The sequence below is a fragment of the Kitasatospora sp. NPDC059599 genome (assembly GCF_042735125.1).
Taxonomy (GTDB): domain Bacteria; phylum Actinomycetota; class Actinomycetes; order Streptomycetales; family Streptomycetaceae; genus Kitasatospora.
The window spans coordinates 42,246-66,207 of record NZ_JBHWCL010000031.1; the positions used below are offsets into that span (position 1 = coordinate 42,246).

The window sequence follows — 23,962 nt, forward strand, 5'->3', positions numbered from 1 at the left end:
TTTTCGGTGCCGGGGTGCCGGGGTGCGCGCCGGGTCAGCGGGCGCTGCCGAGGTTCCGGTCGCCGTCGGCGCCTTCGAGCATGAGGGTGGTCTCCTCGATGCGGCGGAAGCGGCCGTCGGGGGCGAACTCGGCGAAGAGGTAGACCTCGATGCGGACGGTGGATCCGTCGGTCTTGAGGATGGTCATGGTGTGGCGGTCGGCGTAGCGGTCGCCGTCGGTGAGTTCGTCGTGGACCTCGACGGAGCCGTCGGCGACGACGGTGCGCAGGTGGGCGATGTGGTCGAGGAACTCGGTGCGGTCGGCCCACTCGCCGTCGGTGCGCTGGCGGTAGTCGGGGGCGAAGTGCCGGTCGGCGGCCTCGTCGAGGTCGAGCCCGGGGGTGAGCAGCAGGTCGGTCAGGGCGGCGCGGATGTCGGTGTGGTTCACGGGGATTCCTTCGTTCGCGTGCGGGCCGGGCCCGCGGTGGACCGTGTCGAGATGCGTGCCTGGAGCACGCTCATGACTATACAGAAGAAGCGTGCTCGGTGCACGCTAATCTGGAGGGGTGAAGAACTCGACGGGACACGACATCGCCGACGCCCTCGGACTGCTCCTGCGGCGCAGCACCCGGGCCCACCTCTACACCACCCTGACCGACGGGCTGGGGGAGGCGGTCGACGACCTTACCTACCCGGTCCTCAGCGGCCTGGCCCGCACCGGGTCCTGCAGCGCCGCCGACCTCGGCCGCGAGATCGGGCTCGACCGCACCACCGTCACCCGCCGCGCCGACCGCCTCGAACGGGCCGGCCTGCTGCAGCGCCGGCCCGACCCGGCCGACGGCCGCGCGACCCTGCTCGCCCTCACCGACGACGGCCGCGCCGTCATCGGGGCCACCAGGCAGCGGCTCGCCACCGGCATCGAGGACTCGCTCGCCGCCTGGCCGCAGGCCGACGCCCGCGACTTCGCCCGCCTCCTGCGCCGCTTCGTCGACGAGGGGCCCTTCGGGGACGAGGGGGCCTCCGCCACCGGGCGTGACTGACCGTCACCGGCCGGTCGAGGCAGCCGAGGCAGCCGAGATGGGCCTCCCGGCCCGGGGGCCCGGGAGGGGCCTACCAGTTGGCCCAGGGGAGGTTCCACCCGCCGAGCCCGTTGTCGGGGGAGACGGCCTTCTCCTTGGTGTTCACGACCGTGACGACGTCGCCGATCAGCGAGCTGTTGTAGAACGACCCTGCGGCGGAGGTGTCGCTGCCGCCCTCCACGTCCTTGAGCGCGACGCAGCCGTGGCTGGTGTTGGCCTTGCCGAACGGGTCGCCCTTGTACCAGTAGTTGCCGTGGAGGTAGGTGCCGCTCCTGGTCAGCCGCATCGCGTGCGGGACGGCGGGGATGTCGTACTCGCTGCCGAGGCCGACCGTCTGGGAGTTCATGTGGGTGACCTTCTCCTTGGACATGATCACCATGGTGCCGCCCCACGACGGGTGCTTGTCGTCCCCGAGGGTCGCGGGCACGGTGGTGGACCTGCCGTCCCGGACGATCGTGAGCTGGTGCGCGGCGGCGTCCGCGGTGGAGACCTGGGAGCGGCCGATGGTGAACGGTTCGTCCTTGTCGACGTCGCCCCAGACGCCGGGGGACACCTCGACGTTCTTCAGCCGGTAGTGGATGGTGACCTTGGTGCCCGGCTTCCAGTACTCGGCCGGGCGGAAGTCCAGCCGGTCGTCGCCGAACCAGTGGCCCTTCACCTCGGTGCCGTTGTCCGTCTCGAAGGTGATGGCCTTGGCGACGGTGTCCTTGTTGACGACCTTCCCGCTGAAGTCCACCTTGACGATCATGCCCACGCCGTAGGTCTGGCCGTCGCCGATGTTGTCGTTGGTGGACACCTTCCGGTCGGGCGTGAGCGTGGTGAAGGCGGTGGTGGCGGCGGCCACCAGTCCGTCGGTGTCCTTCGCCTGGGCGTTCACCGTGTACGCCGTGCCGGGGGCGAGCGCGGCGGCGGGCTTCCAGCCGGCGCCGTCCGGGGTGATCGCGCCCTGGACGGACCTGCCGTCCTTGTCGGTCACGTCGACCGCGGTCAGCTTGCCGTGGGCGACGGACACCTGCAGCGCGTTTGGTGCGACGCCCTGGGCCCCGTCCTTCGGCTGGACGTCCAGCACGGCGGCCGACGTCCTCGCCGCACCGGCACCGGCACCGCCACCGGCGGCCGACGGCCCGCCGGAGACGGCGGCGCCCGCCGTCCCCGCCGGGTCGGCGGCCTTCCCCTGGTCGTCGCCGCAGGCCGCGGTCATGAGCAGGATCCCGCCCATCGTCAGCGCCACCGCCCCGCGGTGGAAACGGTCGGTGGTGCGTATCGCGGCCCGGGCCGCCCGAACAGTCCTCACAGTTGCTCCCTCTCGGTGTTCGCCGAAAGCTTGTCCGCCGCTTCGTCCCAGCCGCAACGAACGGCCCGCGATCAGGGACGCGGGGACGCCGCTACCCGCTGTGAGCTGGGAAGACGTAACCTTCCTGGGACGCGCCCGTGGGACGGAGGAACGGCGTGACCGGCGTGGGAGGCGCCCCGGGAAGGGCCCGTCCTCCCCGCGCGAACCGGGGGAGGGGGGAACCGCGGGGCGGTGTGCGGCGTGCTTCTCTGCCGGGGCGTGCCGGGGCGTGCCGGGGCGTGCCGGGGCGTGCCGGGGCGTGCGAGGGCGTGGTCACCGCGGGCGCGATCGCTGCGGGGTCGACGAGCGGGTCGAAGGAACAGGACAAGAGGGGTCGGGGAGTTGAAGGAGACGAGTGAGCTCGCACTGCTGCTGCAGGAGCTGAAGAGCCGGTCGGGGCTCAGTTACGGCGCGCTGGCGAAGCGGCTGCACCTGAGCACGTCGACGCTCCACCGCTACTGCAACGGCGATGTGACGCCGACGGAGTTCGCCCCGCTGGACCAGCTCGCGCGGCTGTGCCGGGCGACCCCGCAGGAACTCGTCGAGCTGTACCGGCTGTGGGTGATCGCCCAGGCGGCGCGGGGGAGCAGGAAGCCACCGCCCCTCGCCGAAGCGAAGGCGCGGCCGCTGACGCCGGAGACGGAAGCGAGCCCGGCAGACGAAGCGAGCCCGGCGAGCGGGGCGACCCCGGAGGCCGCGGCGACCCCGGACCCGGGCGGGACACGGGACGCGGGCGGGACGCGGGACGCGGACGGGACCCGGGATGCGGGCGCCGCCGCCGGGGCCGAGACCACCGCCGCCTCCGCCCCCGTGGTGCCGCCGCGGCGGCGCGCCCGGCGCCGGGGCGCCATCGCCGCGGTGACGGCCATCGTGGTGCTCGCCACCCTCGGGGCCGTCGTCACCAAGCTGAGGGCGCACCCGGGCGGCGACTCCGATCCCGCCGTCGTCCGGTCGGCAGGCGCCGGGCCGGCCGCCGGTTCCCCGGCCCCCGGTGTCCAGAGCCCGCCGCCGTCCCCGTCCAGTGGCACTGCCTCCGCCGCTGCGTCCGACTCGGCCTCCGCCTCCGACTCCACCGGTGCGGGAGCCGGCCCGTCGGGGCCGACCGGCGGGGCGGACCCCACCCCGAGTGCCCCCATCACCGTCACGGTGACCCCGTCCGGCTGGGACACCGCGTGCGACCAGTACGTGGTGAACCGCCCGCCGTCCGAGGTCCCCAGGCCGCCCGCGATCGTGGACGTCCCGCGCTGGGCCGCCCAGGTCGGTGCGGTCCCCGGCCACTACCAGTCGATCGAGCTCACCGTGCAGGGCACCGGCAGCGACACCGTGGTGCTGACGGCCCTCAACGTCCGGGTCACCCGGGTCTCGGCCCCGCTCGCCTGGAACGCCTACTCCATGGGCGAGGGCTGCGGCGGTGGGGTCGACAAGCTCTCCTACGACCTCGACCTGGACGCGGCCCGCCCCCGCCCGGTCGTGACCCGGGAAAGCCACGGCCTGCCGGTCAAGGTGAGCGCGAGCGATCCGGAGGTCATCGAGGTCTCCGCCGAGACCACCTCCCACGACGTCAGCTGGTACCTGGAGCTGGAGTGGTCCAGCGGCAACCGCAAGGGGACGCTGCCCGTCGACCTCGGCCACGGCGTGCCGTTCCGCACCAGCGCGGTGAAGGGCCGGCCGCTGTACGTCTACCCGATCGGCGGGCACGCCTGGGAGCCGAGCCCGTACCAGCACTGACGGTCCGGCGGTGATGGGGATCCGTGACGGGGCTCCGCCGGTGACGGGGCGCCGGCAGTGACGGCCTCACCGGTTCAGATCGGCAGGTTCCAGCCCGGCCCGTCCTCCGTTCCGATCCAGACCCGCTGTCCGGCCCCCGTGACCGTGATGCCGAACCCGTCCTGGTGCGGCTCGCCCGCGCGCTGCCAGGCCTCGACGGCCTCCTCGACCCGGTCCCACAGGCGGAGCGGGCCGCGCTGCACGACGGTCCATCCGCCGCCGGCGTCGGGCGCGGTCCTGGCCTGCGACCCGGTCGCCACGTCGGAGAGGACCTGGTGCCCGCCGGCCCCCATCCGTTCGGCGGAGGGCGCCGCGAGCTGGCAGACCCAGCTCCCGGTCCAGGTGCCGATGACCTCGGGGTCGATCCGGGTCGGGCGTTCGTCCCCGGGGAGCAGCGACAGGCTCTGGCGGGGCGGACGGTCGTGCGGGCGGGCGATCATGAAGCTGGTGTAGCCGGGCAGGAACCGCCCCGAGGCCTCGCCGGGCGCCGTGACGACCAGCCGGGCCAGCCCGAACCCGAACCCCCACCCGGACAGCGTGGCCAGGATGACGCCGCCGGGCTTCACCTGGTGCAGCCACGGCGGCGGGAGGTAGCGGACCGAGCAGGTGGCGATGAGCCGGTCGTACGCGCCGCCGTCGGGGTCGCCGAGCAGTCCGTCGCCGATGATCAGCCGGGGGGAGTACCCGGCCGCCTGGACGGCGGTGGCGGCGGCGGCGCCCACCTCCGGGTCGTACTCGATACTGGTGAGAGCGGCGTCCCCGAGCCGGTGCGCGCCGAGGGCGGTCGAGTAGCCGGTGCCGGTGCCGATCTCCAGGACCCGGTGCCCGGCCTCGGCGCCGAGCTGCTGCCACATGCGCAGCACGAGGGACGGCAGGGTGGAGGACGACGACGGCGAGCCGGTCGTGGTGCCCCCGGCCACGTCGGCCGGGCGGATCCGCCCGTCGAGCTGGGTGATCAGCGTTTCGTCCGCGTAGACGTGCTCCAGCCAGCCGGGATCGCCCTCCACGACCGGCCGGTAGGCGCTCGGGCTGCTCCCCGGGACCGGCAGGAAGAAGGACCGCGCGAACAGCTCCCGGCGGACCGCCCGGGCCGCACGCTCCCACGCCGGATCGGGGATCCCGTCGCCCCCGGTGAACCCGTCCACCAGGGCGTCGCGGAGCTGGGCCGATGTGCTCACGAATCGGGACCTTTCTCTAACTGGTCGGCGAGGGCCCGGGCGATCGCGTCGGTGGTCGCGGCCGGCTGCCAGGCCCACTGGCCGTTCGGGTTGCATTCAAGGAAGTACCAGGCGCCCGAGCCGGTCACGGCGAAGTCGAACGCGCCGTAGACCAGACGGAGCCGTCCGAGGTAGGCGGCGACCGAGCGTGCGACCGACTCGGGTACGTCGATCGGCGTGCACGCCATCCGGTCCTGGCGGCGCCGCCAGTCCAGGTCGGGGCTGTCGATCCGCACGCCGAACAGGCGGTCGCCGACGGCGGTCACCCGGGCGTCGAACGCCTTCGGCACCCGCGCCTGGAAGAGGTGCGGGCACGCGGCCACGGCGTCGGTGATCTCGGCCGGTTCGACCTCGCGCACCCACACGGCGTGCGGCCGCCCGTCGACCGCGTACGGGGTGTTCCACAGCGGCTTGTACACCGCCCCGGTGGCCTGGGCCGCCACGAACTCCCGCGCCTCGCGCGGGTCGTTGGTGATCACCGTGTCGGGGACCGGGAACCCGCAGCGCTGCGCGGCCGCGAGCTGCGCCGGCTTGTGCTCGGCGGCGCGGTTGGCCCACGGGTGGTTCACGTAGTGCGCGCCGGGGAGCGAGGCGAGGATGCCGCCCGCACCCCACAGGGCCTGCGAGGCGGCGAACCTGCGGTCCTGCCCGTCCAGTTCGGACGGGCCCTCGTAGGGCGAGGCCCGGCGCACCCACACCGACCGGACCGCGCCGAGGTCGAGGACCCGGCTGGCGGTGCGCAGGGCGCCCCGCTGCCCGCCCGTGCGGTACGCGGCGGTCAGCGAGGCACCCGTGTGCAGGTCGGCGCCGGGATCGAGGCGGACCACCGGGACCCGGCGCTCCGCGAGCACCCGCAGGACCGCATCCGCCGTCACGTCGAGGGGATTGGTCAGCACCAGCACCGACCCGCACCGGTCGTCCATCAGCCGGAGCTCTGGTCCTGGTCGTAGGACTCGGTGCTGTCGGCATCGGTGGCCCCGCCCGGGCCGGCCCCGTCGCCGGGCTGCGTGCTCGTCGGCGTGAGCCCGCTGGTGCTGGTGCCGTGCGTACCCGACTCGACCCTGCGCCCGTGCTCGTCCACGAACACGGCGATCTGGGTGTCGGGGTCGATCACGGGCGTGACGGCGGGGATCGAGCCGGACTCGGGGTACGGACCCATCCGGGTCGTGCCCCACGGTGCGGTCGTCATCTGTGCTGCGCCTCCATTCCGTGGCGGTGCTGACAGGATCAACAGCCCGGCCCGATGGCCGAGTCGTGTCATCCCACCCCGGCCGGCCCGGCCTGTCCAGGGCGGGGTGCGGCCGTCGGTGCGTCGGTGCGTTGGCGTGTCAGCGCGGCGACGGGGCTGTGGGCGTCCGGGTGTCCGGGTGTCCGGGCGTCCGGGCGTTCGCGCGGAAAACCGGATGCCGCCGGGGCGCCGGCCGCGTTACCCTCGGCGTCATGAACGTCACCGGCCCGATCACCGCCACCGCGCGAGCGACCAGCTCGCCGGTTGCCGCCGCCTGACGTACCCCTCCCCACGGCGACCGGACACGGTCCGCCGCTGGTGGCCCCGAGGCGTTTCCGCCCTCGGCTCCGATGACCGCGTGGCCCGTCGTCCGGTGCCTCCCCCCCGGCACACGCGAAGGAGCCACCCCATGAACACCGACCAGCTCGTCCGCACCTTCATCGAGTACTTCGAGGACCGTGGCCACCGCCGGATCACGGGCTCGACCCTGCTGCCCCCGCCCGGCGACCCGGTGCTGTTCACCACCTCCGGCATGCACCCCCTCACGCCCTACCTGGAGGGCCGCCCGCACCCGCTCGGCCGGCGGCTGGTCAACGTCCAGCGCTGCCTGCGCACCACGGACCTCGACGAGGTCGGCGACCGCACCCACCTGACCGTCTTCGAGATGCTCGGCACCTGGTCCCTCGGCGACTACGAGGGCCCGCAGAGCCTCGACTGGGGTTACGGGCTGCTCACCGACGGGTTCGGCATCGACCCCGGCCGGCTCCACGTCACCGTCTTCGGCGGCGACGACCGGGTCGGCCCGGACACCGGCTCGCTGGAGCTGTGGCAGGACCGCGGCGTGCCGGTCGAACTCACCGTCGAGGACAACTGGTGGTCCAACGGGCCGACCGGCCCGTGCGGCCCGGACTCGGAGATCTTCCTGTGGACCGGCGACACCCCGCCGCAGTCGACACCCACCCGGGACGACCGCTGGGTGGAGGTGTGGAACCACGTGATGATGCGCCACCGGCGCCTCGACGACGGCACGCTCGTCCCGCTGCCCCAGCGCAACATCGACACCGGCCTCGGCCTGGAACGGCTCTCCTCGCTGCTGCAGGGCCGGTCGTCGGTCTTCGAGTGCGACGTCTTCGACCCCTGGCGCCGCCTCGTCCCGCCCCTGTGGCAGCTGGACGAACCGTCCCTGCGGCTGGTCTGCGACCACCTGCGCTCGGCCGTCGTCGTCATCGGCGACGGCGTCCGCCCCTCCAACACCGGCCGCGGCTACGTGCTGCGCCGCCTGGTGCGCCGGGTGCTCACCGTGCTCCACCGGGACGACCCGCGACGCGGACTCGGCGACCTGCCGGTCGAGTTGGTCGGCCACACCCTCGACCGCTTCCGCCAGGACGTCGACCCGGAGACCGTGCGCCGGGTCCTGCTCGACGAGGAGCAGCGGTTCGTCCGCCTCCTGGAGCGTGGCCGCCGGGTGCTCTCCCGCCCCCGCTTCCGCGGCCCGCTGACCGAGGACGACCTGCACTACCTCCACGACACCCACGGCCTGCCCCGCGACCTCGTGCTGGACCTGCGGACGGGGTGACGGTCCCGGGGCGGTCTGCTCGGCTTGCTCTGCCCGGGGCGCTCTCCTCGGGTCGCGTCCCCGGGCCCGGACGGGTCCGGGGACGCACGGGCTCGCCGCCGGACCGGCGCGTGCGTTCCGTCCCCGGACCTGGATCCGTCCCCGGACCCGGCCTCCGGCGCGGCCGCCCTCCGCCGTCCCCGGTCAGCCGGCGGGCGTCCGCTGCTGCCGCCAGCGGGCCCGGTGGAAGATCGGCTCGACGGCGACCACGCAGAACGCGTGCATGGGCCGGTTCGTGCCCTCGGGGTCGAAGAACCCGACGATGTCGCCGAGGAAGCTCTCGCCGTGCCGGTGGACGTGGCCGTCCCGGGCGACGCCGTCGCCGACGTCGGTGAGCCAGTCGCCGATCCAGAACAGCAGTTCGGCGCGGGCGGTGATGACGATCGTCGCGGCGTGCTCGGCGAAGCGGGCGGGGTGGCGGTCGGCCCGGCGCCGGACGTCGTCCGGCCGCTCGGGAGGCCGTGCCGCCGGGGCCGTCACCGTCAGGGGCGTCGAGGCGCGGCGCATCGCGCGCCGCAGGTCCGGCCAGTCTGAGGGCCGAAGTCCCGTGTCCTCGCGGGCCAGCAGCATCGGCAGCGGACGGCTCTCGCCACCGAGGGAGGACGTCGGCCGGCCGCCCGGCGGGACGGGGACGTGGACCGCGCTGTGCGGGCTCGTCGCGGCGACGCGGAACAGGGCGCCGAGGCGCAGGAGATCGGCGCGGCTCGCGTTGAGGTACCCGACCTGGCGGTCGGGCGGGAGGACGAAGGTGTTGCGGAGCATGGGGCCGGTGCTCAGGATCCGGCTGAGCCCGGATCCGGTGGTGCCGGCGACCGGATGGCTCGTCACCCGCAGCCGCATCCGCCCGTCGACGGCTCGCGCGCGCTCGTCGGCTCGCGTGCGCCCGTCGGCTCGTGCGCGCTCGTCGTGGACTCCCGTGCGCCCGTCGTCAACCCCCATGTGCCCAGTACAGCACGGGTGCCGCCGGGCTCGTACCCGGTTTTCCGGTGCCCCGGGCCCGCGCCCGCGCGGTGGTCGCCGGAGCCCGAGTCCGCGCACGGCTATTGACTAAAAGTCCAACAGTGGCGATTCTCGTCACACCGAGTGCGCGGTCCATGACAGCCGGCCCGGACGGGTCGGTCCCCGCGCCCCGGACGGTTCCCAGCGCCCGGCGGCCGCGCCACCCCTCACCTCGGACACGGGTGGTGACCATGCACCAACTCCTGCGCAACAGGCACGGATTCATCGCACTTCTGGCCGCGCTCCTCACCCTGGCCGCCGTGGTGCTCGCCGCCCCGGCACCCGCCGCACCCGCCGCGTCCGGTGACACGGCCGGGACGGACTGGTGGACCCCGACCGCACGGCCCGCCCCCGACTCGCAGATCGGCGTCACCGGCGAGCCGTTCCGCGGGACCGACGCCCAGGGCAAGGTCCGCGGCTTCGTCGACGCGCACGACCACATCATGGCCAACGAGGCCTTCGGCGGCAGGCTCATCTGCGGCAAGTCCTTCTCCGAAGCCGGGATCGCCGACGCGCTGAAGGACTGCCCCGAGCACTACCCCGACGGCTCGCTCGCCATCTTCGACTTCCTCACCAAGGGCGGCGACGGCAAGCACGACCCGGTCGGCTGGCCGACCTTCAAGGACTGGCCGGCCCACGACTCGCTCACCCACCAGCAGAACTACTACGCCTGGATCGAACGCGCCTGGCGCGGCGGCCAGCGGGTCCTCGTCAACGACCTCGTCACCAACGGGGTGATCTGCTCGGTCTACTTCTTCAAGGACCGCAGCTGCGACGAGATGACCTCCATCCGGCTCCAGGCACAGAAGACCTACGAACTGCAGGCCTACATCGACACGATGTACGGCGGCCCGGGCAAGGGCTGGTTCCGGATCGTCACCGACAGCGCACAGGCCCGCCAGGTCGTCGAACAGGGCAAACTGGCCGTCGTCCTCGGGGTGGAGACCTCCGAGCCGTTCGGCTGCAAGCAGATCCTCGACGTCGCCCAGTGCAGCAAGGCCGACATCGACCGAGGCCTCGACGAGCTCTACGGGCTCGGCGTGCGCAGCATGTTCCTCTGCCACAAGTTCGACAACGCGCTCTGCGGGGTGCGCTTCGACGAGGGCGCGCTCGGGACGGCCATCAACGTCGGCCAGTTCCTCTCCACCGGCACCTTCTGGAAGACCGAGACGTGCGCCGGGCCGCAACACGACAACCCCATCGGCCTCGCCCCGGCACCCGAGGCGCAGAAGCAACTCCCGGCGGGGGTGGCCGTGCCCGCCTACACCGGCGACGCGCAGTGCAACAGCCGCGGGCTCACCGACCTCGGCGAGTACGCGGTGCGCGGACTGATGCAACGCAAGATGATGCTCGAAGTCGACCACATGAGCGTCAAGGCGGCCGCCCGCTCCTTCGACATCCTGGAGTCCGAGTCCTACCCGGGCGTGATCTCCTCGCACAGCTGGATGGACCTCGACTGGATCGAGCGGGTCTACAAGCTCGGCGGCTTCGTCGCCCAGTACATGAACGGAGCCGAGGGGTTCAGCGCGGAGGCCAAGCGCACCGAAGCCCTGCGCGACAAGTACCACGTCGGGTACGGCTACGGCACCGACATGAACGGTGTCGGCGGCTGGCCCGGCCCGCGCGGCGCGAACACCCCCAACCCGGTGCACTACCCGTTCCGCAGCCAGGACGGCGGGTCCCTCATCGACCGCCAGACCACCGGCGCTCGCACCTGGGACATCAACACGGACGGTGCCGCGCACTACGGCCTGGTCCCGGACTGGCTGGAGGACATCCGGCAGGTGGGCGGGCAGGGCGTCATGGACGACCTCTTCCGCGGCGCCGAGTCGTACCTCACCACCTGGGGCGCCTCCGAACGGCACCACGCCACGGTCGACCTCGCCGCAGGCCGGCCGGCCACGGCCAGCACCACCGAGTGGTGGAACCCGTTCGTCAGCTACGCGCCCGGGCGGGCCGTGGACGGCGACCCGGGGACCCGCTGGGCCAGCGAGTGGAGCGACGACCAGTGGCTCCGCATCGACCTCGGCTCCACCACCCTGGTCGGGCGCGTCACCCTGGACTGGGAACGCGCCTACGGGCGGGCGTACCGGATCGAGGTCTCCACCGACGGGAACACGTGGCAGTCGGTCTGGTCCACCACCACCGGGGACGGCGGCCTCGACACCGCCCGGTTCGCCGGCGTCCCGGCCCGCTACGTCCGCGTCCACGGGGTGCAACGCGGCACCCAGTGGGGCTACTCGCTGCACGAGGTCGGCGTGTACAGCACCTGAGGCCCGGTCCTTCCGGCTTCCGGTCCTTCCGGTCCTTCCGGTCGTCCGGCTCCGCGGAGCCGGATGGGACCGCCGTGAGGTGGAGTGCGGCCCGGCGGGCGCCGACGAGTTCGTCGGTTCGCCCGGCCGGGCCGCGCCACTGCGCCGGGGCTGCCCTGCGCGGCTGCCCCCGGGGCAGTGCCCCGGGCCGCCGGCGCTCCGCTCGTGCGTCGTCCCGCTGATCCCCGTACCGGACGGACACGTCGGATCAACTGCTCGGCGCATCACCGCGGAACGCCTCCGAAGCCGTCCCGGTGGGCGGAGTGTCATGAGCCACGATGAGCTGACACATCCGGTGCATCCGGCGCCAGAGCCGAGGGCTGTCGTCCTCGGTGAGCGCTGGCAGGACCTGTTCGAGCCGGCCGAGCATGTACCGCACCGTTCCCATCCCCCGCTCGTGGAGGGAACCGCCGTTCCCGACCCACGTGAACACGCAACCCGCCAGCCTGGTTTCGAACGACATCAGGTCGACGCCCGCGACCTCCAGGGTGATCCACCGGAGCGGCAGGGGCGAGCGGAACTCGTTCCGGTGTTCCTCCCACAGGCGTTCCACGACGGCGAAGGAGTCCTCGGCAGCATCCATGCCCCCATCCTCGCCACGGCGGCGCCGCAACGGAAGGGATCAACGTCCGCCCCACCGCCCGAAGCAGGGGCCCGGCCCGGCCGTGCGCACCGACCGGCTCGCCGTCGCGGACCGGCCCGCGCTCCACCACGAGGCCGTCCTCGTCGTCCGCGGAGCCGGGGACAGCAGTTCGGCGGGACTGCGGGGCTGAGGGACAGCAGTTCGGCGGGACTGCAGGTCGGCGGGCTGCGGGGCCCTGGGCGTCACCGTTCGCGGAACTCGCCCTCGTACGGGTCGTGTTCCCACCCGGCGCCGCGGCCCGTCCGCGCGAGTCGGCGCCGGGCCCGGTCGGCCCGGTCCGTCACGTGGAACCAGACCAGCACCCCGACGGCCAGGACCGCCAGCCCGGCCGGTGCGAGGGCCCACACGGTACGGGAGTACAGCCAGAGCAGCAGGCCGAGGGCGGCCGAGCCGACGATCGCGTACGCGAGGCCCAACCGGCTGCCGGGCGAACTCCGGTGGATCTCCTCGATCTGCGCGGCCGCGTCCCCCTCGGCGCCGCCGGTGAACTCGCCGGGGTCGAAGAAGTAGGGCTCGATGTTGCCCTCCTCCCACTCGCGCTCCACCCGGACCGCCCGTCGGCGGAAGCCGCGGCGCCGCCGCGGACCGTCGGGTGTCGCGCCGTATCCGCTGCTCATTCGCTCCTCCTCCTGGGGCGCCGACTCGGGTCCGTCGTGGTGCCGGTCGGGTGTGCTGCCAGTTCGTTGTGCTGCCGGTCCGTCGTGGTGCCGGTCCGTTGTGCGTGCAGTGCGTGTGGGGCCGGCGCGGGTGCGGGTGCGTGCGGTGCCGGGGTCAGCCGGCGAGCCCGCCCGCGAGGAGATCGGCCAGCATCAGCAACTGCCGTACGTGCTGGTCGCTGAACTCCTGCCGGTCGGGGTCCTGGAAGATCCCGCCCCAGGAGTCCGTCTTCGCGTCCACCGCGAGCACGCCCAGCGGCACGCTGCCGGCCTGCACCCGGACGATCACCACCGCGTCGTCCGCAGGGGTCCCGGGGACGTTGCCCCGGAAGTAGGACTTCGTGGCGGTCCGGCGGAACACCCGGCCGGTGGCGACGACCTTGCGCAGGGCACCGATCCCGAAGTCACCGGGGCCGATCCGTTCCACCGGTGAGGCCGAGTCGAGGGAACGTCCGCGACAGGTGAAGGTATCGGTCGCCGGGTCCCACGAGTAGTAGACGCCCCGGCAGGAGTGGTGGATCCGCGCGGCGGCCGCCGCGACGGCCTGGTCGAGCCGCCCGCGCTCGGCCCTCGGATCCTCCGAAGCGGCCAGGAGGCCGGCGATGTTGGCGGTGAACGTGGTGCCGGGGGCGACCGCCGTCACCAGTTCGTTCAGGCCGCGGGAGGTCTCCAGCGCCAGCGCCTCGATCCGCCCGTGCACCGTCCGCGCGCGTCGTGCCTCCACCGAACCCACCAGCACCGTCAGCGCGGTGGTGGCGATGCCGTAGAGGATGAACTCCACCTGGCGACTGCCGTTGGAGCCGGCCAGGGTGCTGAAGACGAACGCCCCCGAACCGAAGACGAAGGCGAAGAACTTCAAGGTGCCGTCGACGATCCGCGATCTCTGAGTAGCCGTCACTACTACCCCCACACTCGTCCCGCCCCGCCGGGGCGCCCCCGTCCCACGATCGTAGAGAGCACGGGAGACGCCCTCAAGGTCTTTCACCGCGGGGTCCCGCAGCCCGGGACCGGGGCGGCGCGGCGCCCGGTACGGACCGGGGGATCACCGGTCGGAGCGGGGGGCCAGCCGGTCAGGGGTCAGGGCAGGGGGATCAGCCGGTCAGGGTGTCCCGCAGCCAGGGGGTGATCACGGCCATCGCCTCGCCGAAGCGCGAGATCGCGCAGTGGCCGGTGTCCGGGATCAGCTCGACCCGGGTGTCCCGGCGGCCCTCGAACACCCGGGTGTCGGCCAGCGGGACGTGGACGTCCTCGGTGCCGTTGACCACCAGCATCGGCCCGTTGGCGTCCCGGTCCAGCAGCGGGCGCAGGTCGAAGGCCGCGAAGGCCTCCTCGCGCTCGGCCGTGCTCGGCATCGCGTCGAAGCCGAGGGCGTTGCCGACGATGCCGTCCATGCCGAAGGCGAAGCCGCGGCCCGGGGCGAAGGAGCGTTCCACCGGGCCGCCGAGCACCACGGAGGCGTCCACGGCGCCGGTCAGTCCGGTCCGGGCGGAGTAGTAGCCGCCCATCGAGATGCCGAAGTGGCCGACCTGCCCGCTGCCGGCCCCGCGGGCGAAGGAGACCAGCCCGGCGATCACCTCGGCCCCGCCGTCCGGGGTCATCGGCAGGTGGGCGGTCTCACCGGTGCCCGGGAGGTCGAACAGCAGGAGTCGCGCCGGCAGGGTGAGAGCGAGCTGCTCCCACATGCCGTGCAGGTCGGTCTTCCAGGAGTCCACGCCGCCGCTGGCCAGCACGAATGGTGCGTCGGCGGGCAGGCCGGGGGCGGCCATCAGGTGGACCGGCAGCTCGGCCCCGCCGCCGCGGTACGGGACGGTGAGCGTGCGGCGCTCGACGTCCACCGGGAAGCCGGGGGCGGCCAGCACGTACTGCTCGACCTGGCGGGCGAGCGCGGTGCGCTTCGGGCCGTCGGCCAGGGAGGGGAACTTGGCCCAGCCGTACGCCTGCGCGGCCGCGCGGTGGCGCCCGGCCCCGGCGTGCCGGGCGGCGAGGGCGGACCACTCGTACACCCAACTGCCGGGCCGGTCGGGCCACATCTCGGTGATGCGGGCGCGGACCTCGTCGACCTCGTCGACGGCCAGGCCGAGGGTCATCTGCGGGTAGCGCTCGACGAACAGGTCCTGCGGGTCCAGGGGCCAGGTGAAGGACATGGTGGTGCCTCCCGATGCTCTTAACGCCGGAACTCTTGCCTTAGTGACTATGCGCCGGGGCGGCGATTAACGCAAGCACTCCTGCGTTAAGGTGGGGCCGAGGTGATCGACACATGACCGAGGAAGAACCGGAACCGATCCGCCGCCGTCCCGGCGGCCGGGCCGCACGCGTCCGTCAGGCCGTCCTCGCGGCCGCCATGGAGATGCTGGTCGAGGAAGGCATCACCCGACTCACCGTCGCCGGGGTCGCAGCCCGCGCGGGAGTCAACGAGACCACGGTGTACCGCCGTTGGGGCAGCCGGGAGAAACTCGTACTGGACGCCCTGCTCACCGGCAGCAACGAGGGCATCCCCGTCCCCGACACCGGAGCCGTCCGCACCGACCTCGCCGCCTTCGCCCGCACGCTCGCCGAGTACCTCGCCACCCCCACCGGCCGCTCCGTCGCCCAGGCGGCCACGCTCGGCTCCGACGACCCCGACCTCGCCGAAGCCTGGCAGGCCTTCTGGCAGTCCCGCCTCGACCAGGCCGGAACCATCATCGGCCGGGCCGTCGAACGCGGGGAACTCCCCCCCGACACCGACACCGCCCTGGCCCTGGAACTGCTCTGCTCCCCGCTCCAGAGCCGCGCCCTGCTCGGCCACCGCCCGATCGAGCCGGACCTGCCGGAACGCCTGACGGACCTGGTGCTCGACGGCCTGAGAGGGCGGACCTAGGGCTTGTCTGACAATTCGCGTCGCATCAGCGCGCGGCGTTGGGCGCCCGGCTGGGCGTGCCGTCGGAGCGTCCTCGTACTGGACGTACTTGGACGATTCGGCGGTGCGTCCAGGTGGGGGTACCTCCCGGCCGAAGGCTGGGGGCGGATGCCCGGCGTCGTGCGCGCGGCGGGAATTGTCAGACAAGCCCTAGGAGGGAGGACCGGGCGATCCGGGCGCGAGCCGGGGAACAGCCGGGGGAGTCGGCCGTCCCGGCGGAAGTCGGCCGTCCGCTCCGCCGTGGTCAGGGGCGGTCGGGCGGAGGGAAGGGGAACAGGGCGACGGCGTCCAGGCGGACCATGACCGTGCGGGGCTCCCGGCCCGGCGGGTACTCGCGCCGGTACAGGAACACGGCGCCGCTGCGGTCGAAGGCGGCGACGCCTTCCTCCACGTCGCCTTCCTCCACGTCGCCTTCGTTCAGGGCACCTCCCTGCACGGCGCCCGCCTCGCGGCCCCTCGGGCAGTGGAGGTCGGGTTCCGGGCCCCTGCCGGGTCGTCGGTGGCGGCCGGCCACTCACGCTCCCGGGCTGCGCCCGGCGGCGGTGTGCGGGCCAGCCGTGGCGGGGGTGCTCACGCGGTGGCCTCGCCGGTGATCGACCGCCCGGCGAGGTACCGCAGGTGGCGCGCGAAGACCGCCTCGGGGTCACCGCCGGTGCGGGCGATGAGGATCAGAGCGGTCACGGCCGCGTCACAGGCCTCGGCGTGGACCTGCTCCAGGGTGTGGGACCGGCCCTTGCGCGGGTTCATCCCGAGCACGCCGATGACGGCCTCGGCGACCTCGCCGCACTCCTCCCCCAACTTCAGCGCCTGCAGAAGCATCGTCTGCTCGGGGGGATGATCCAGGAGCGAATCCAGCTTCTCGGCGAGGGACTTGAGGATCGTCCAGGTGTCGTCCACGACGCGGGATCCTGCCGCTGTTCGATCGGCCCGTTCAACCCCGGCGGTTCCGGGCGAGCCCGGGTCGAACGGTCCGTTTTCGATTCCAGGGGAGTCGCCGTCGACGGTCGGACGACGCGGCGAGCCATGACGCGAAGACGAAGGCCCTCGTCCGCTCAGGTGTGTGTTCGTTGAACGAGCTGATGGCCGGGTGATCCCCGCAGTCGGCTCCGTGTTCGTCGCCGACGCAGCCTCGATCGTCAGTCGAGGCCTTCGATGATGCGGAAGTCGCGCTCGACGCCGTCGGCAAGTGCGGCCAGCGCCTCCTGGTAGGCCGCACTCGCATGGGCGGCGACCGCCTGTTCGAAGCTGTCGAACTCGACCAGGACGGTGCGCTCGGCGATTCCGGCGTCGTGTGCGACGACCCGGCCGCCGCGGGCGAGCGTCCGCCCGCCCGCGGCCTTGACGGCCGGAGCAGCCAGCTTGTTGTAGGCAGCCAGCTTCTCGGGGTCCGCAATGGTGCGGTAGGCGCTGACCCAATAGCCCTTGGCCACGGTACCTCCTGTGTTCGGAATCGATGCTCGGAACCATGCTCGGATCCATGGCCGGCGCGCTGTGGGTCAGCGAGCCGACGGGGACGGCGTCGAAGTCGGACGGCTTTCGACCCTCAGCTTCCGGTCCGACTCGACCGGCCCAGGCCCGGCACACCGACTTCGGCCGGCCGGGTCAGTGCTCGCGCAACGTTCCGAACGCTGCGAGGGGGCACGAAAGTCTCGTAGCCGCAGTCCAGCCCCATGCCCGCCCGGCCACCTCCCCTGTCCTGAACGGGCATCCTTTCACGGCATGGACTGGTAGCCCAGCTGTTTTCCGGGGCGGCTGCATCGACCTTGCGCGGTCGGGGATCCGAGCCGAAATCGCGTCCGGAGGGATCAGCCCCGAGCGGCTTCAGGCGGACCACAGATCCTCTACTGCCCCGACAGTTGGCGTGCCGAGTGAGAGATGGCGTCCCATGGAGTGGTGTAGCAGGGATCTTGACGTAACCCCTGGTCATAAGGGAGCCATCGCGCAACTCTCCGATTGGGCATGCTCGTTGAGTGAGAGGCGCGCGATGACCTCGTCCCGGTCCGACCTACTCCGCCTCATGGGGTCACTGCGTACGGCAGACGGAATCGAGTCGATCAGGACTCCGGCCCAGCGGCTGCTCGCCCTCGGTGCCGCCGCCTGCGCCACCCGGAAGGTCCTCGGCCGCGCCTGAGCATTCGTTGGAATTCGTAGGAAAACAGCCGCCCGCACACCGCAACTCCGACCGCCGGGCCGTGTCGATCGCATAGAGAGCTTTTGCAGTGCCGCATACTCGCTCCGCAAAAGCTCGATATCCGAGCAAAACGCCCACCCCGAGCCCCGCGGAGGACACATGACCACGCCCCAGAACAACCCCGCCGACGACCCGGTCGTCGCGGCGCCGACCTACCTGGCGGACATCCGCCACTACTTCCGGCCCGAGGACGTGGAACACATGGCCGCCAAGGGCATCGATCTCGGCACCTACGACGGAGTGAGGAACAACGCCGGGGCGATCTTCGCCCACACCGCTCCCCCCGGGGCGGACATGCCCCCGGACACGGCCGGCAAATGGAGCGCCAACCGCTCGCAGACGTTCAAGAACTGGATCCTCAACGCCTTCCCGATCGGTACGGCAACGCCCCCTGCCACGGAGCCGCCGACCGGGGCGGCGCCAACCCGGCTGCGCAAGGACGTCACCACCCTGACCGACCCCGAATTCGCTCTCCTCACAACGGCGTTCGAGGGAGTCATCGCCCGCGCAACCACGGCAGCGGACGGCTACTTCATGCTGGCCGGGCAGCATGGCCTCCCCAGAGCCTGGTGCCTGCACCACGAGAACCGCTTCAACCCCTGGCACCGCCCGTACCTGATCGAGTTCGAGGACGCGCTGCGCTCCGTCCCGGGCTGCCAGGACGTGACGCTCCCGTACTGGGACATCTCGACCCCGCTGCCGGACCGTCTGCAGCACCCGCCGTTCGACAAGTACGTCCTGCCGGCCGACCCCGGCGCCACCGCGCACCCGCCCGTTCACGGGTACTTCCCGTACACGACCGAGCGCTACTCGGTCGACGGCATCACGGAGCGCGTCCAACGGTTCAACGTCCTCGGTGACATCACCACCTCGCTGGCGCAGTTGCTGTGGGGTGCGTACAACACCAACGGCTACCAGGACTTCTCGATCCAGGCCCACGACGCCGGCCACGGATCGATCGGGCCGACGATGCACGACCAGAACGTCTCGGCCTTCGACCCGGTGTTCTGGTTCTTCCACTGCAACATCGACCGGCTCTGGCTGAGCTGGCAGACGAACACCGCCGCGACGACGCTGGCCGGGTTCCGCACCACGCTGGCAGGGCAGGACGACACCTGGCTGCAACCCGCCCCCTCCCTGTTCACCGAGCTGAAGCCCTTCCCCCAGGTCGCCCAGCAGACCATCTCCACCGAGGTCACGTACGACCGCCTGGAACTCATCAGCCATGCGAAGGGCGACATGGAGAACCTCTCCGGCAGCATCGACGCCGCCCGCACCTTCGCGTTCCGGAGCTCCGACCCGGTCTCGGTGCGGGTCAAGGGGATCGACCGGCTGAACATCCCGGGGTCGTTCAGCGTGACCCTGCTCGCCGACGGCGAGCCGATCGCGGCACGGTTCTTCTTCCAGCCGAAGAACCCGCAGGGCTGTGAGACGTGCAAGAAGAACGGCATCATCAACCTCGACTTCCGGATGTCCCAGGACGAGATCCTCGACAAGGTGCTGTCCGTCCGGATCGACGTGCCGGGGCACGGCGAGGAGATCGGCACGGCCTTCCCGCTCTCGCAGGCGGGCAACCCGACGATCAACGCCCGGCTGCTGGTCGGCGAAGCGTAAGGCGGCGGCGCCGCCCATCACCCGGGACCCCTGAGCTGTCAGGGTTTCCGGGTGAACTGCTGCTCAGACGAAGCTGATCACGAGCACGACGGCCGCGGACCACCGAGTCGAGACGCGTGGACGCCGGCCTGACGACTCAGCGGGACGCCGTCCGCTCAGCTCTTCCGCTCACCCAGGACACAGAATTCGTTGCCCTCCGGGTCGAGGAGGGTCACCCAGTGCTGCTCGTCCTGCACAGTGTCGGCGCGCCGGGCACCGAGGGAGAGCAGCCGGGCGACCTCGGGCCTCCTGGTCGTCGGGGCGGAAGTCGGGGTGGAGCCGGTTCTTCGACGTCTTGCCCTCGGGGACAGGCACGAAGAGCAGCCCCGGCATCCGGTCCGGCTCAGGCCGGATCTCGATGATCTCCTCGGATTCGTCGACCACTACCCAGCCGAGAGCCTCGGCCCACCAGCGCCCGAGGGCGATGGGGTCGGAGGAGTCGACGATGATCTGTTCCCATTCAAGTGCCATGGGCGTGAGCATGGACAGGCTGGGTCAGCACGACATCTGTCGCTGAATCAGCGATGTATCCGACGGCTGGTGATCGTTCGGCAACCGTCCGGATACGGCCTCGTCCCACGCGGGTGATCAATGTCCGGCCGCGACGGTCTCGTGCTGCAGCTCATTCCGGGAGCAAGGACGCTTCACCAACAGCGGCAATCAGCTCGAACGGGAACTCCCGATCGGCTTGGCCGATGGCCAATGCGAGCCAACGGCCGGAAGGCCGTAGCCGCCACACCCGCATGCTGCCGGCGACGTTGCACAGGAAGCCCAGCGGCTCAGGAGCCACGAACTCCGGATCCGGATTGTCGAACCCGAGATACGGCCACAGATCGACAGTCGCCGGATCTCCCCAACGGTCGGCCAGAACGGCAGTCAGCGCAGCGAGATCGGCTTCCAGCTCCTGCTCGGCTGCTTCGACGATCTCTTCACTACGGTCGTCCCAGAAGTCCTGACTCTCCCGGAGCACGGCCACCTGATATCCAGGTCCACCCCAGCTTCGGTCCTTCCCCGATCGGCCCTCCCGCTCGGGGAACGGCAAAGTGCTCAGTTCGTCGATGATCGAGAGCTGGTCGTCAGTGAGACCCGTCGATCGGTGCTGGCTCGGCATCAGCGAAGCCTAGCCAGGTCGGCTCCATCCGGCGTCGCGCATGCCTCCCTGCCGCCAAGGACGACAGATGCGGCGCCGGCACGACAGTCAGCGTGCTGAGTCACACCAACTGGGCTCACCGCCCCGGCCGGTCGGCCAGGTTCGTCGCCGGTACACCGGCCGCGAGGCCGGCCAGGCCGGCGACGGTCAGACCCGCCCCCACCTGGGCGGCGGGCAGGTGCACGACGAGCGTGAAGTAGAGGACGGCGGCGGTGTTGGAGAGTCCGTTGCCGACCCGGTTGACGAAACCGGCGAGGATCAGCGCCCGCAGCGGACCGGAATCCGGTGGCCGGGCACCGATTGCCTCGTGCCCATCCTGATCGTGTCAAGCAGGCTGACAGGGCACTTCGCGACGCCGGCGGCCCGGCGGGTGTCACCGGCCCCGCGGATGCCCCGCGTTCCGTGCCCCGAGTTCCGTGCCCGGGTTCCTCGCTCTCCATCAAATGATCCTCAGATGGCTGACGGTTCCTCAGTTCTGCTCCTAGGCTGCTGAGTGCTGCCCGACCACCGAACCGGCGAGGAGGCTTCGGCTCATGTGGCGACGTGCCAGGCTCGTGACGGCGACGGCCGTCGTCATTGCCGCTGCTGTGGCGTGCACCGGAGGTGGCGCACCCCGGGGCGAACGGACCCCTGCTCCCTGGCCCCTGGACGGACTGGCCGCCGCCCCGGTGGATGCGGCCCTCCAGGGCGGCGTCGACGTCCTGCCGGGCAGGGGCGTCCCGGCCAAGGTGCTCGGCGTCGCCCGGATCTCGGGCACCGACGTGGTCCTTGCCCTCAGGGACGACACCTGCCATGCGGTGTTCCTGCCGAGCGGTGCGACCGGGCCCCCCGCCGCCGCAGCACCGGCACCGGCCTCGGCCTCGACCTCGCTCTCGATCGGAGCGCAACGCCCGGCCGTCGGCAGCGCCGCCTCGGACGAGCACGGGCTGTTCCCGGGGACCGTGCTCGCCGGGTCGTACACCCAGGCGTCCAGCCCGGTGGAGCCCTTCGCGTTCGCGCACATCGGCTGCTCCGAGAAGGGGATGGCGCTCATGATCGAGGGAGTCGACGAATCGGCGCAGGTGCGGAAGGAGGCCGGTGACTCGCTCGGGTGCCGGAGGTCCGGCCGGGACGTTTTGGTGACCGTCGGAGCTGCGGACGCGATCCGGGCCGTCGAACCCGGCACGCCCGGCTGGGCTTCGGCGGCGGTCTTCACGTGCTCCTGAACCCCCACCGACCCGGCGGCGACTGTCCGACGGTCGTTCCGGTCGTCCGTGCTACTTCTGGCCGGGCCAGGCTGCCGCGAGGTCGCGGTAGGCCGCGAAGCGGGGGCCGGGCACCGTCTCGCGGGTCGTCTCGCCGTTCAGCCGGCACAGTCGGACGGTGTCGATCTCGGTGTCGAGCAGGCAGCACACCCCGCGGGCTGCGGCGGCGAGGCCGGTGAACACCGCTCTGATGCTCGCCGACCGCTCGAACATCCGGCTCATCCCCGAGGTCGCCGCGGTGAACTGCAGTGAGGCGAAGTGCGGGTGCAGCGCGGGGGCGAACCGGACGGTCAGGTAGACGTACCCGATCCGAACCCGTCCGAGTTCGTCGAGTTCGAGGCCACGGCCCTCGACGTACTCGCGTACCGCGTCGTCGACGCCGACCATGATCGAGGTGTCGAGTTCGAGCGTGCCGCCCGCGGAGCAGTCGACCGGGTCGCTCGCGAAGTGCGAGGTGAACGGCACGGAGAGCCGCTCACCGTGGGGCAGGGTCAGCGTGAGCGGCGGTACCCGGCGCGTTGGCGGCGCCAGCTCGACGAGTTCGGCCAGCGCCCGGGAGACGTTCCGGGCGGGCGTGAACACCTCGTAGCTCTAGTCGAGTCCCATGCTTCTGCCCCTCCTGAGTCGGATCGCATCTTTCCACGACCGCCCCGCACGGACCGGGGCGTCTTCCGGGAGTCTGCGGGGTCAGTCCCACCACAGCACGACGAGCAGGCCCCTGCGGGCCGCTCCCTCGTAGAACTCGAGCAGTGCGTCGAAGTGGTGCAACAGGTATTCCGTCGGATCGCCTATGAACCCCTGGCCGAGCTCGGATCCCGCGCCGCTGTCCACGACCGATCGGAGGATCGCCCGCATGTCGATCTCTCCGAGGAGGGCCGACACCCGCGCCACCGCGTCCGGGCCCAGGGCCGTCGGCTCGGAGTTGCCGAAGAAGGCGATCGCGTGCAGGCCGGTGTTGAGGAAGCGCAGGTCGATGTCGTCGTCGCCGTCGGTCGCCCGCTTGAGCGCGTCCAGGAGGCCGGCGTCGAGCCGCGTCAACTCGCAGGCACGCTCCAGCATGAGGGGCGCCCAGTCCAGGTCCAGGCAGTCCTCGGCGGGCGGATCCCAGCGGTGGTCCCCGTCGGGTGACTCCTCGGCGGACCGACGGCAGGCGGCGAGGTACTCCGCGGGGACACGGGCGAGTTGCTGGGTGACGGCCATGACGGCAGTATCCCGACGCTGTCGACCGAATTTGTCGCCGGCCGCAGTGGGCCCGCCGTTTTTGTTGGGTAAGGCCGTGAGCGACGGCCTGCTGGCCCCGGCGGTACGGCGGCCGACCGGCTGGTGGCGCCTGGTGCGCGAGTACGAGGAGTCGGGTTTCACCGCCATCCTGGAGTTCGAGCAAATGCGGCCTGACGGTTCGTCCTGGCTGAGTCGGGCGCTGCGGGCCTGGGTGTGAGTGGTCGACGGCTTCCGGCCAGGGGGCGGGTCACGGGAGGCGGACTGGGATCTCGGAGCGTACGCCGGCTCCGGCGAGCCAGCCGCGCAGAAGGGTGTCGTCGCTGTGGTCGACTGCACGGGCCACGGCATCGGTCAGGTCAGTCCGTCGGACGTTGTTCATGAGCAGCACCGGACCGTCCAGCCAGTCAAGGGCGGGGGTCGCGACCCCGGCATCGACTGCGGCGCAGTGGACCGTCGCTGTCACGTGGGTGATGAGTAGCTCCCGGCCGTTGTCCTCGGCAGGTCCAGGGCACCCGGACCGGACGGCGTTCTCCGGTTGGTTCGTCAGAGCGGTGGCCAAGGCTTTGCTCCGCCCTTCGGCCAGCATGGTGAGCAGTCGAGTCAGGATGGGGCCTGACGAGTGCTCGGTGCCGTCCAGCGCGTTCCTGAGGGTGGCGGCCAAGGCTCGCCAGTGCCGGTCGGTCACCTCGGCCGGGTAGTCGGTCCACTCCAGCTCGTGCCAGGCGCCGGCCGCCGGGCGGCCGAAGAACAGCTCGGCGGCGAGCCGGGACACCGCCCGG

Annotated in this window: 24 protein-coding genes and 2 pseudogenes; 8 read left to right on the forward strand and 18 right to left on the reverse strand. The window is 72.2% G+C overall.

Translation table 11 applies throughout. The features are described 5' to 3' along the window. Positions 1-34 precede the first annotated feature (34 nt). The gene (locus tag ACFV04_RS14055; protein WP_380529096.1) at positions 35-427 is read right to left on the reverse strand and encodes a nuclear transport factor 2 family protein; all 393 of its coding nucleotides are present in this window, start codon (positions 425-427) and stop codon (positions 35-37) included. 118 nt (positions 428-545) lie between these two features. Here ACFV04_RS14055 and ACFV04_RS14060 point away from each other — a divergent pair, with 118 nt between their 5' ends. Next, positions 546-1,019 (forward strand): MarR family winged helix-turn-helix transcriptional regulator, encoded by a 474-nt coding sequence (locus tag ACFV04_RS14060; protein WP_380529097.1) that lies wholly within the window; start codon positions 546-548, stop codon positions 1,017-1,019. Positions 1,020-1,089: 70 nt separating this feature from the next. Here ACFV04_RS14060 and ACFV04_RS14065 read toward each other — a convergent pair whose 3' ends face one another. Beyond that, entirely contained in the window at positions 1,090-2,352 is a 1,263-nt protein-coding gene (locus ACFV04_RS14065) for an Ig-like domain-containing protein (RefSeq protein WP_380529099.1), read from the reverse strand. A 381-nt stretch (positions 2,353-2,733) separates the two neighbouring features. Here ACFV04_RS14065 and ACFV04_RS14070 point away from each other — a divergent pair, with 381 nt between their 5' ends. After that, on the forward strand, positions 2,734-4,119 hold the full coding sequence (locus ACFV04_RS14070) for a helix-turn-helix domain-containing protein (RefSeq protein ID WP_380334936.1): 1,386 nt from the start codon (positions 2,734-2,736) through the stop codon (positions 4,117-4,119). Positions 4,120-4,193: 74 nt separating this feature from the next. Here ACFV04_RS14070 and tgmC read toward each other — a convergent pair whose 3' ends face one another. From tgmC to tgmA, 3 genes are read right to left on the reverse strand one after another with little or no spacing between them, the layout of a single operon-like run. Next, positions 4,194-5,336 (reverse strand): ATP-grasp peptide maturase system methyltransferase, encoded by a 1,143-nt coding sequence (gene tgmC / locus ACFV04_RS14075; protein ID WP_380529101.1) that lies wholly within the window; start codon positions 5,334-5,336, stop codon positions 4,194-4,196. Next, entirely contained in the window at positions 5,333-6,298 is a 966-nt protein-coding gene (gene tgmB, locus ACFV04_RS14080; protein WP_380334942.1) for an ATP-grasp ribosomal peptide maturase, read from the reverse strand. Before tgmB ends, tgmC begins: the two co-directional genes overlap by 4 nt. After that, on the reverse strand, positions 6,298-6,564 hold the full coding sequence (tgmA, locus tag ACFV04_RS14085; RefSeq protein ID WP_360261247.1) for a putative ATP-grasp-modified RiPP: 267 nt from the start codon (positions 6,562-6,564) through the stop codon (positions 6,298-6,300). The genes tgmB and tgmA overlap by 1 nt, the downstream gene beginning before the upstream one ends. A 448-nt stretch (positions 6,565-7,012) precedes the next feature. Here tgmA and ACFV04_RS14090 point away from each other — a divergent pair, with 448 nt between their 5' ends. Beyond that, entirely contained in the window at positions 7,013-8,179 is a 1,167-nt protein-coding gene (locus ACFV04_RS14090; protein WP_380529104.1) for an alanine--tRNA ligase-related protein, read from the forward strand. 183 nt (positions 8,180-8,362) lie between these two features. Here the strand turns inward: ACFV04_RS14090 and ACFV04_RS14095 are convergent, their stop codons facing one another. Next, entirely contained in the window at positions 8,363-9,157 is a 795-nt protein-coding gene (locus ACFV04_RS14095) for a hypothetical protein (RefSeq protein ID WP_380529106.1), read from the reverse strand. Between the two features lie 251 nt (positions 9,158-9,408). Here ACFV04_RS14095 and ACFV04_RS14100 point away from each other — a divergent pair, with 251 nt between their 5' ends. After that, positions 9,409-11,490, forward strand: coding sequence for a discoidin domain-containing protein (locus ACFV04_RS14100; RefSeq protein WP_380334952.1), 2,082 nt, complete (start codon positions 9,409-9,411; stop codon positions 11,488-11,490). 247 nt (positions 11,491-11,737) lie between these two features. On the opposite strand, the gene ACFV04_RS14105 is transcribed toward ACFV04_RS14100, so the two are convergent. The 4 genes from ACFV04_RS14105 to ACFV04_RS14120 form a co-directional block, all read right to left on the reverse strand. After that, a complete protein-coding gene (locus ACFV04_RS14105) occupies positions 11,738-12,112 on the reverse strand; it encodes a hypothetical protein (RefSeq protein ID WP_380334955.1) in 375 nt (124 codons plus the stop codon). A gap of 242 nt (positions 12,113-12,354) precedes the next feature. Beyond that, positions 12,355-12,789, reverse strand: a complete 435-nt coding sequence (locus ACFV04_RS14110) for a hypothetical protein (RefSeq protein WP_380334957.1) — start codon at positions 12,787-12,789, stop codon at positions 12,355-12,357. Positions 12,790-12,943: 154 nt separating this feature from the next. Next, positions 12,944-13,687 (reverse strand): hypothetical protein, encoded by a 744-nt coding sequence (locus ACFV04_RS14115; protein ID WP_380529108.1) that lies wholly within the window; start codon positions 13,685-13,687, stop codon positions 12,944-12,946. Between the two features lie 232 nt (positions 13,688-13,919). Next, positions 13,920-14,972 carry an alpha/beta hydrolase gene (locus ACFV04_RS14120; protein WP_380529110.1) on the reverse strand — a complete coding sequence of 351 codons (1,053 nt, stop codon included), beginning with the start codon at positions 14,970-14,972 and terminating at the stop codon, positions 13,920-13,922. A gap of 113 nt (positions 14,973-15,085) precedes the next feature. Between ACFV04_RS14120 and ACFV04_RS14125 the strand changes: the two genes are divergently transcribed. Continuing rightward, positions 15,086-15,685: a TetR/AcrR family transcriptional regulator gene (locus tag ACFV04_RS14125; RefSeq protein ID WP_380529112.1), complete on the forward strand. Its 600-nt coding sequence runs from the start codon at positions 15,086-15,088 to the stop codon at positions 15,683-15,685. Positions 15,686-15,968: 283 nt separating this feature from the next. On the opposite strand, the gene ACFV04_RS14130 is transcribed toward ACFV04_RS14125, so the two are convergent. From ACFV04_RS14130 to ACFV04_RS14140, 3 genes are all read right to left on the reverse strand, one after another. After that, a complete protein-coding gene (locus ACFV04_RS14130) occupies positions 15,969-16,130 on the reverse strand; it encodes a hypothetical protein (RefSeq protein ID WP_380529114.1) in 162 nt (53 codons plus the stop codon). A gap of 164 nt (positions 16,131-16,294) precedes the next feature. Then, positions 16,295-16,621 carry a MazG-like family protein gene (locus ACFV04_RS14135; protein ID WP_380334975.1) on the reverse strand — a complete coding sequence of 109 codons (327 nt, stop codon included), beginning with the start codon at positions 16,619-16,621 and terminating at the stop codon, positions 16,295-16,297. Between the two features lie 239 nt (positions 16,622-16,860). Further along, positions 16,861-17,154 (reverse strand): DUF1330 domain-containing protein, encoded by a 294-nt coding sequence (locus ACFV04_RS14140; protein ID WP_380529116.1) that lies wholly within the window; start codon positions 17,152-17,154, stop codon positions 16,861-16,863. Positions 17,155-18,014: 860 nt separating this feature from the next. Between ACFV04_RS14140 and ACFV04_RS14145 the strand changes: the two genes are divergently transcribed. Continuing rightward, positions 18,015-19,529 (forward strand): tyrosinase family protein, encoded by a 1,515-nt coding sequence (locus ACFV04_RS14145; protein ID WP_380529118.1) that lies wholly within the window; start codon positions 18,015-18,017, stop codon positions 19,527-19,529. Between the two features lie 155 nt (positions 19,530-19,684). Here ACFV04_RS14145 and ACFV04_RS14150 read toward each other — a convergent pair. Together ACFV04_RS14150 and ACFV04_RS14155 are read right to left on the reverse strand one after the other, a co-directional pair. Continuing rightward, positions 19,685-20,039: pseudogene (locus ACFV04_RS14150) on the reverse strand (VOC family protein). 151 nt (positions 20,040-20,190) lie between these two features. After that, the gene (locus ACFV04_RS14155) at positions 20,191-20,679 is read right to left on the reverse strand and encodes a hypothetical protein (protein WP_380529120.1); all 489 of its coding nucleotides are present in this window, start codon (positions 20,677-20,679) and stop codon (positions 20,191-20,193) included. Positions 20,680-21,251: 572 nt separating this feature from the next. On the opposite strand from ACFV04_RS14155, the gene ACFV04_RS14160 reads away from it, so the two are divergent. Further along, positions 21,252-21,923 (forward strand): hypothetical protein, encoded by a 672-nt coding sequence (locus ACFV04_RS14160; RefSeq protein WP_380529122.1) that lies wholly within the window; start codon positions 21,252-21,254, stop codon positions 21,921-21,923. 51 nt (positions 21,924-21,974) lie between these two features. Here the strand turns inward: ACFV04_RS14160 and ACFV04_RS14165 are convergent, their stop codons facing one another. Further along, entirely contained in the window at positions 21,975-22,544 is a 570-nt protein-coding gene (locus ACFV04_RS14165) for a hypothetical protein (protein WP_380529124.1), read from the reverse strand. A 105-nt stretch (positions 22,545-22,649) separates the two neighbouring features. Then, complete coding sequence (locus ACFV04_RS14170) at positions 22,650-23,162, reverse strand: DUF1877 domain-containing protein (RefSeq protein ID WP_380529126.1); 513 nt, start codon at positions 23,160-23,162, stop codon at positions 22,650-22,652. Positions 23,163-23,238: 76 nt separating this feature from the next. On the opposite strand from ACFV04_RS14170, the gene ACFV04_RS14175 reads away from it, so the two are divergent. Further along, positions 23,239-23,400 carry a hypothetical protein gene (locus ACFV04_RS14175; RefSeq protein ID WP_380529128.1) on the forward strand — a complete coding sequence of 54 codons (162 nt, stop codon included), beginning with the start codon at positions 23,239-23,241 and terminating at the stop codon, positions 23,398-23,400. A 30-nt stretch (positions 23,401-23,430) separates the two neighbouring features. On the opposite strand, the pseudogene ACFV04_RS14180 reads toward ACFV04_RS14175, so the two are convergent. Further along, positions 23,431-23,962: pseudogene (locus ACFV04_RS14180) on the reverse strand (hypothetical protein); the annotation flags it as partial.

Excerpts from the sequence above, each read along its gene's own strand:
- tgmA (WP_360261247.1), bottom strand. The coding sequence starts at position 6,564 with ATGACGACCGCACCGTGGGGCACGACCCGGATGGGTCCGTACCCCGAG.
- ACFV04_RS14120 (WP_380529110.1), bottom strand. The coding sequence starts at position 14,972 with ATGTCCTTCACCTGGCCCCTGGACCCGCAGGACCTGTTCGTCGAGCGC.
- ACFV04_RS14110 (WP_380334957.1), bottom strand. The coding sequence starts at position 12,789 with ATGAGCAGCGGATACGGCGCGACACCCGACGGTCCGCGGCGGCGCCGC.
- ACFV04_RS14095 (WP_380529106.1), bottom strand. The coding sequence starts at position 9,157 with ATGGGGGTTGACGACGGGCGCACGGGAGTCCACGACGAGCGCGCACGA.
- ACFV04_RS14105 (WP_380334955.1), bottom strand. The coding sequence starts at position 12,112 with ATGGATGCTGCCGAGGACTCCTTCGCCGTCGTGGAACGCCTGTGGGAG.
- ACFV04_RS14160 (WP_380529122.1), top strand. The coding sequence starts at position 21,252 with ATGTGGCGACGTGCCAGGCTCGTGACGGCGACGGCCGTCGTCATTGCC.
- ACFV04_RS14170 (WP_380529126.1), bottom strand. The coding sequence starts at position 23,162 with ATGGCCGTCACCCAGCAACTCGCCCGTGTCCCCGCGGAGTACCTCGCC.
- ACFV04_RS14090 (WP_380529104.1), top strand. The coding sequence starts at position 7,013 with ATGAACACCGACCAGCTCGTCCGCACCTTCATCGAGTACTTCGAGGAC.
- ACFV04_RS14100 (WP_380334952.1), top strand. The coding sequence starts at position 9,409 with ATGCACCAACTCCTGCGCAACAGGCACGGATTCATCGCACTTCTGGCC.
- ACFV04_RS14155 (WP_380529120.1), bottom strand. The coding sequence starts at position 20,679 with ATGCCGAGCCAGCACCGATCGACGGGTCTCACTGACGACCAGCTCTCG.
- ACFV04_RS14145 (WP_380529118.1), top strand. The coding sequence starts at position 18,015 with ATGACCACGCCCCAGAACAACCCCGCCGACGACCCGGTCGTCGCGGCG.
- ACFV04_RS14125 (WP_380529112.1), top strand. The coding sequence starts at position 15,086 with ATGACCGAGGAAGAACCGGAACCGATCCGCCGCCGTCCCGGCGGCCGG.
- tgmB (WP_380334942.1), bottom strand. The coding sequence starts at position 6,298 with ATGGACGACCGGTGCGGGTCGGTGCTGGTGCTGACCAATCCCCTCGAC.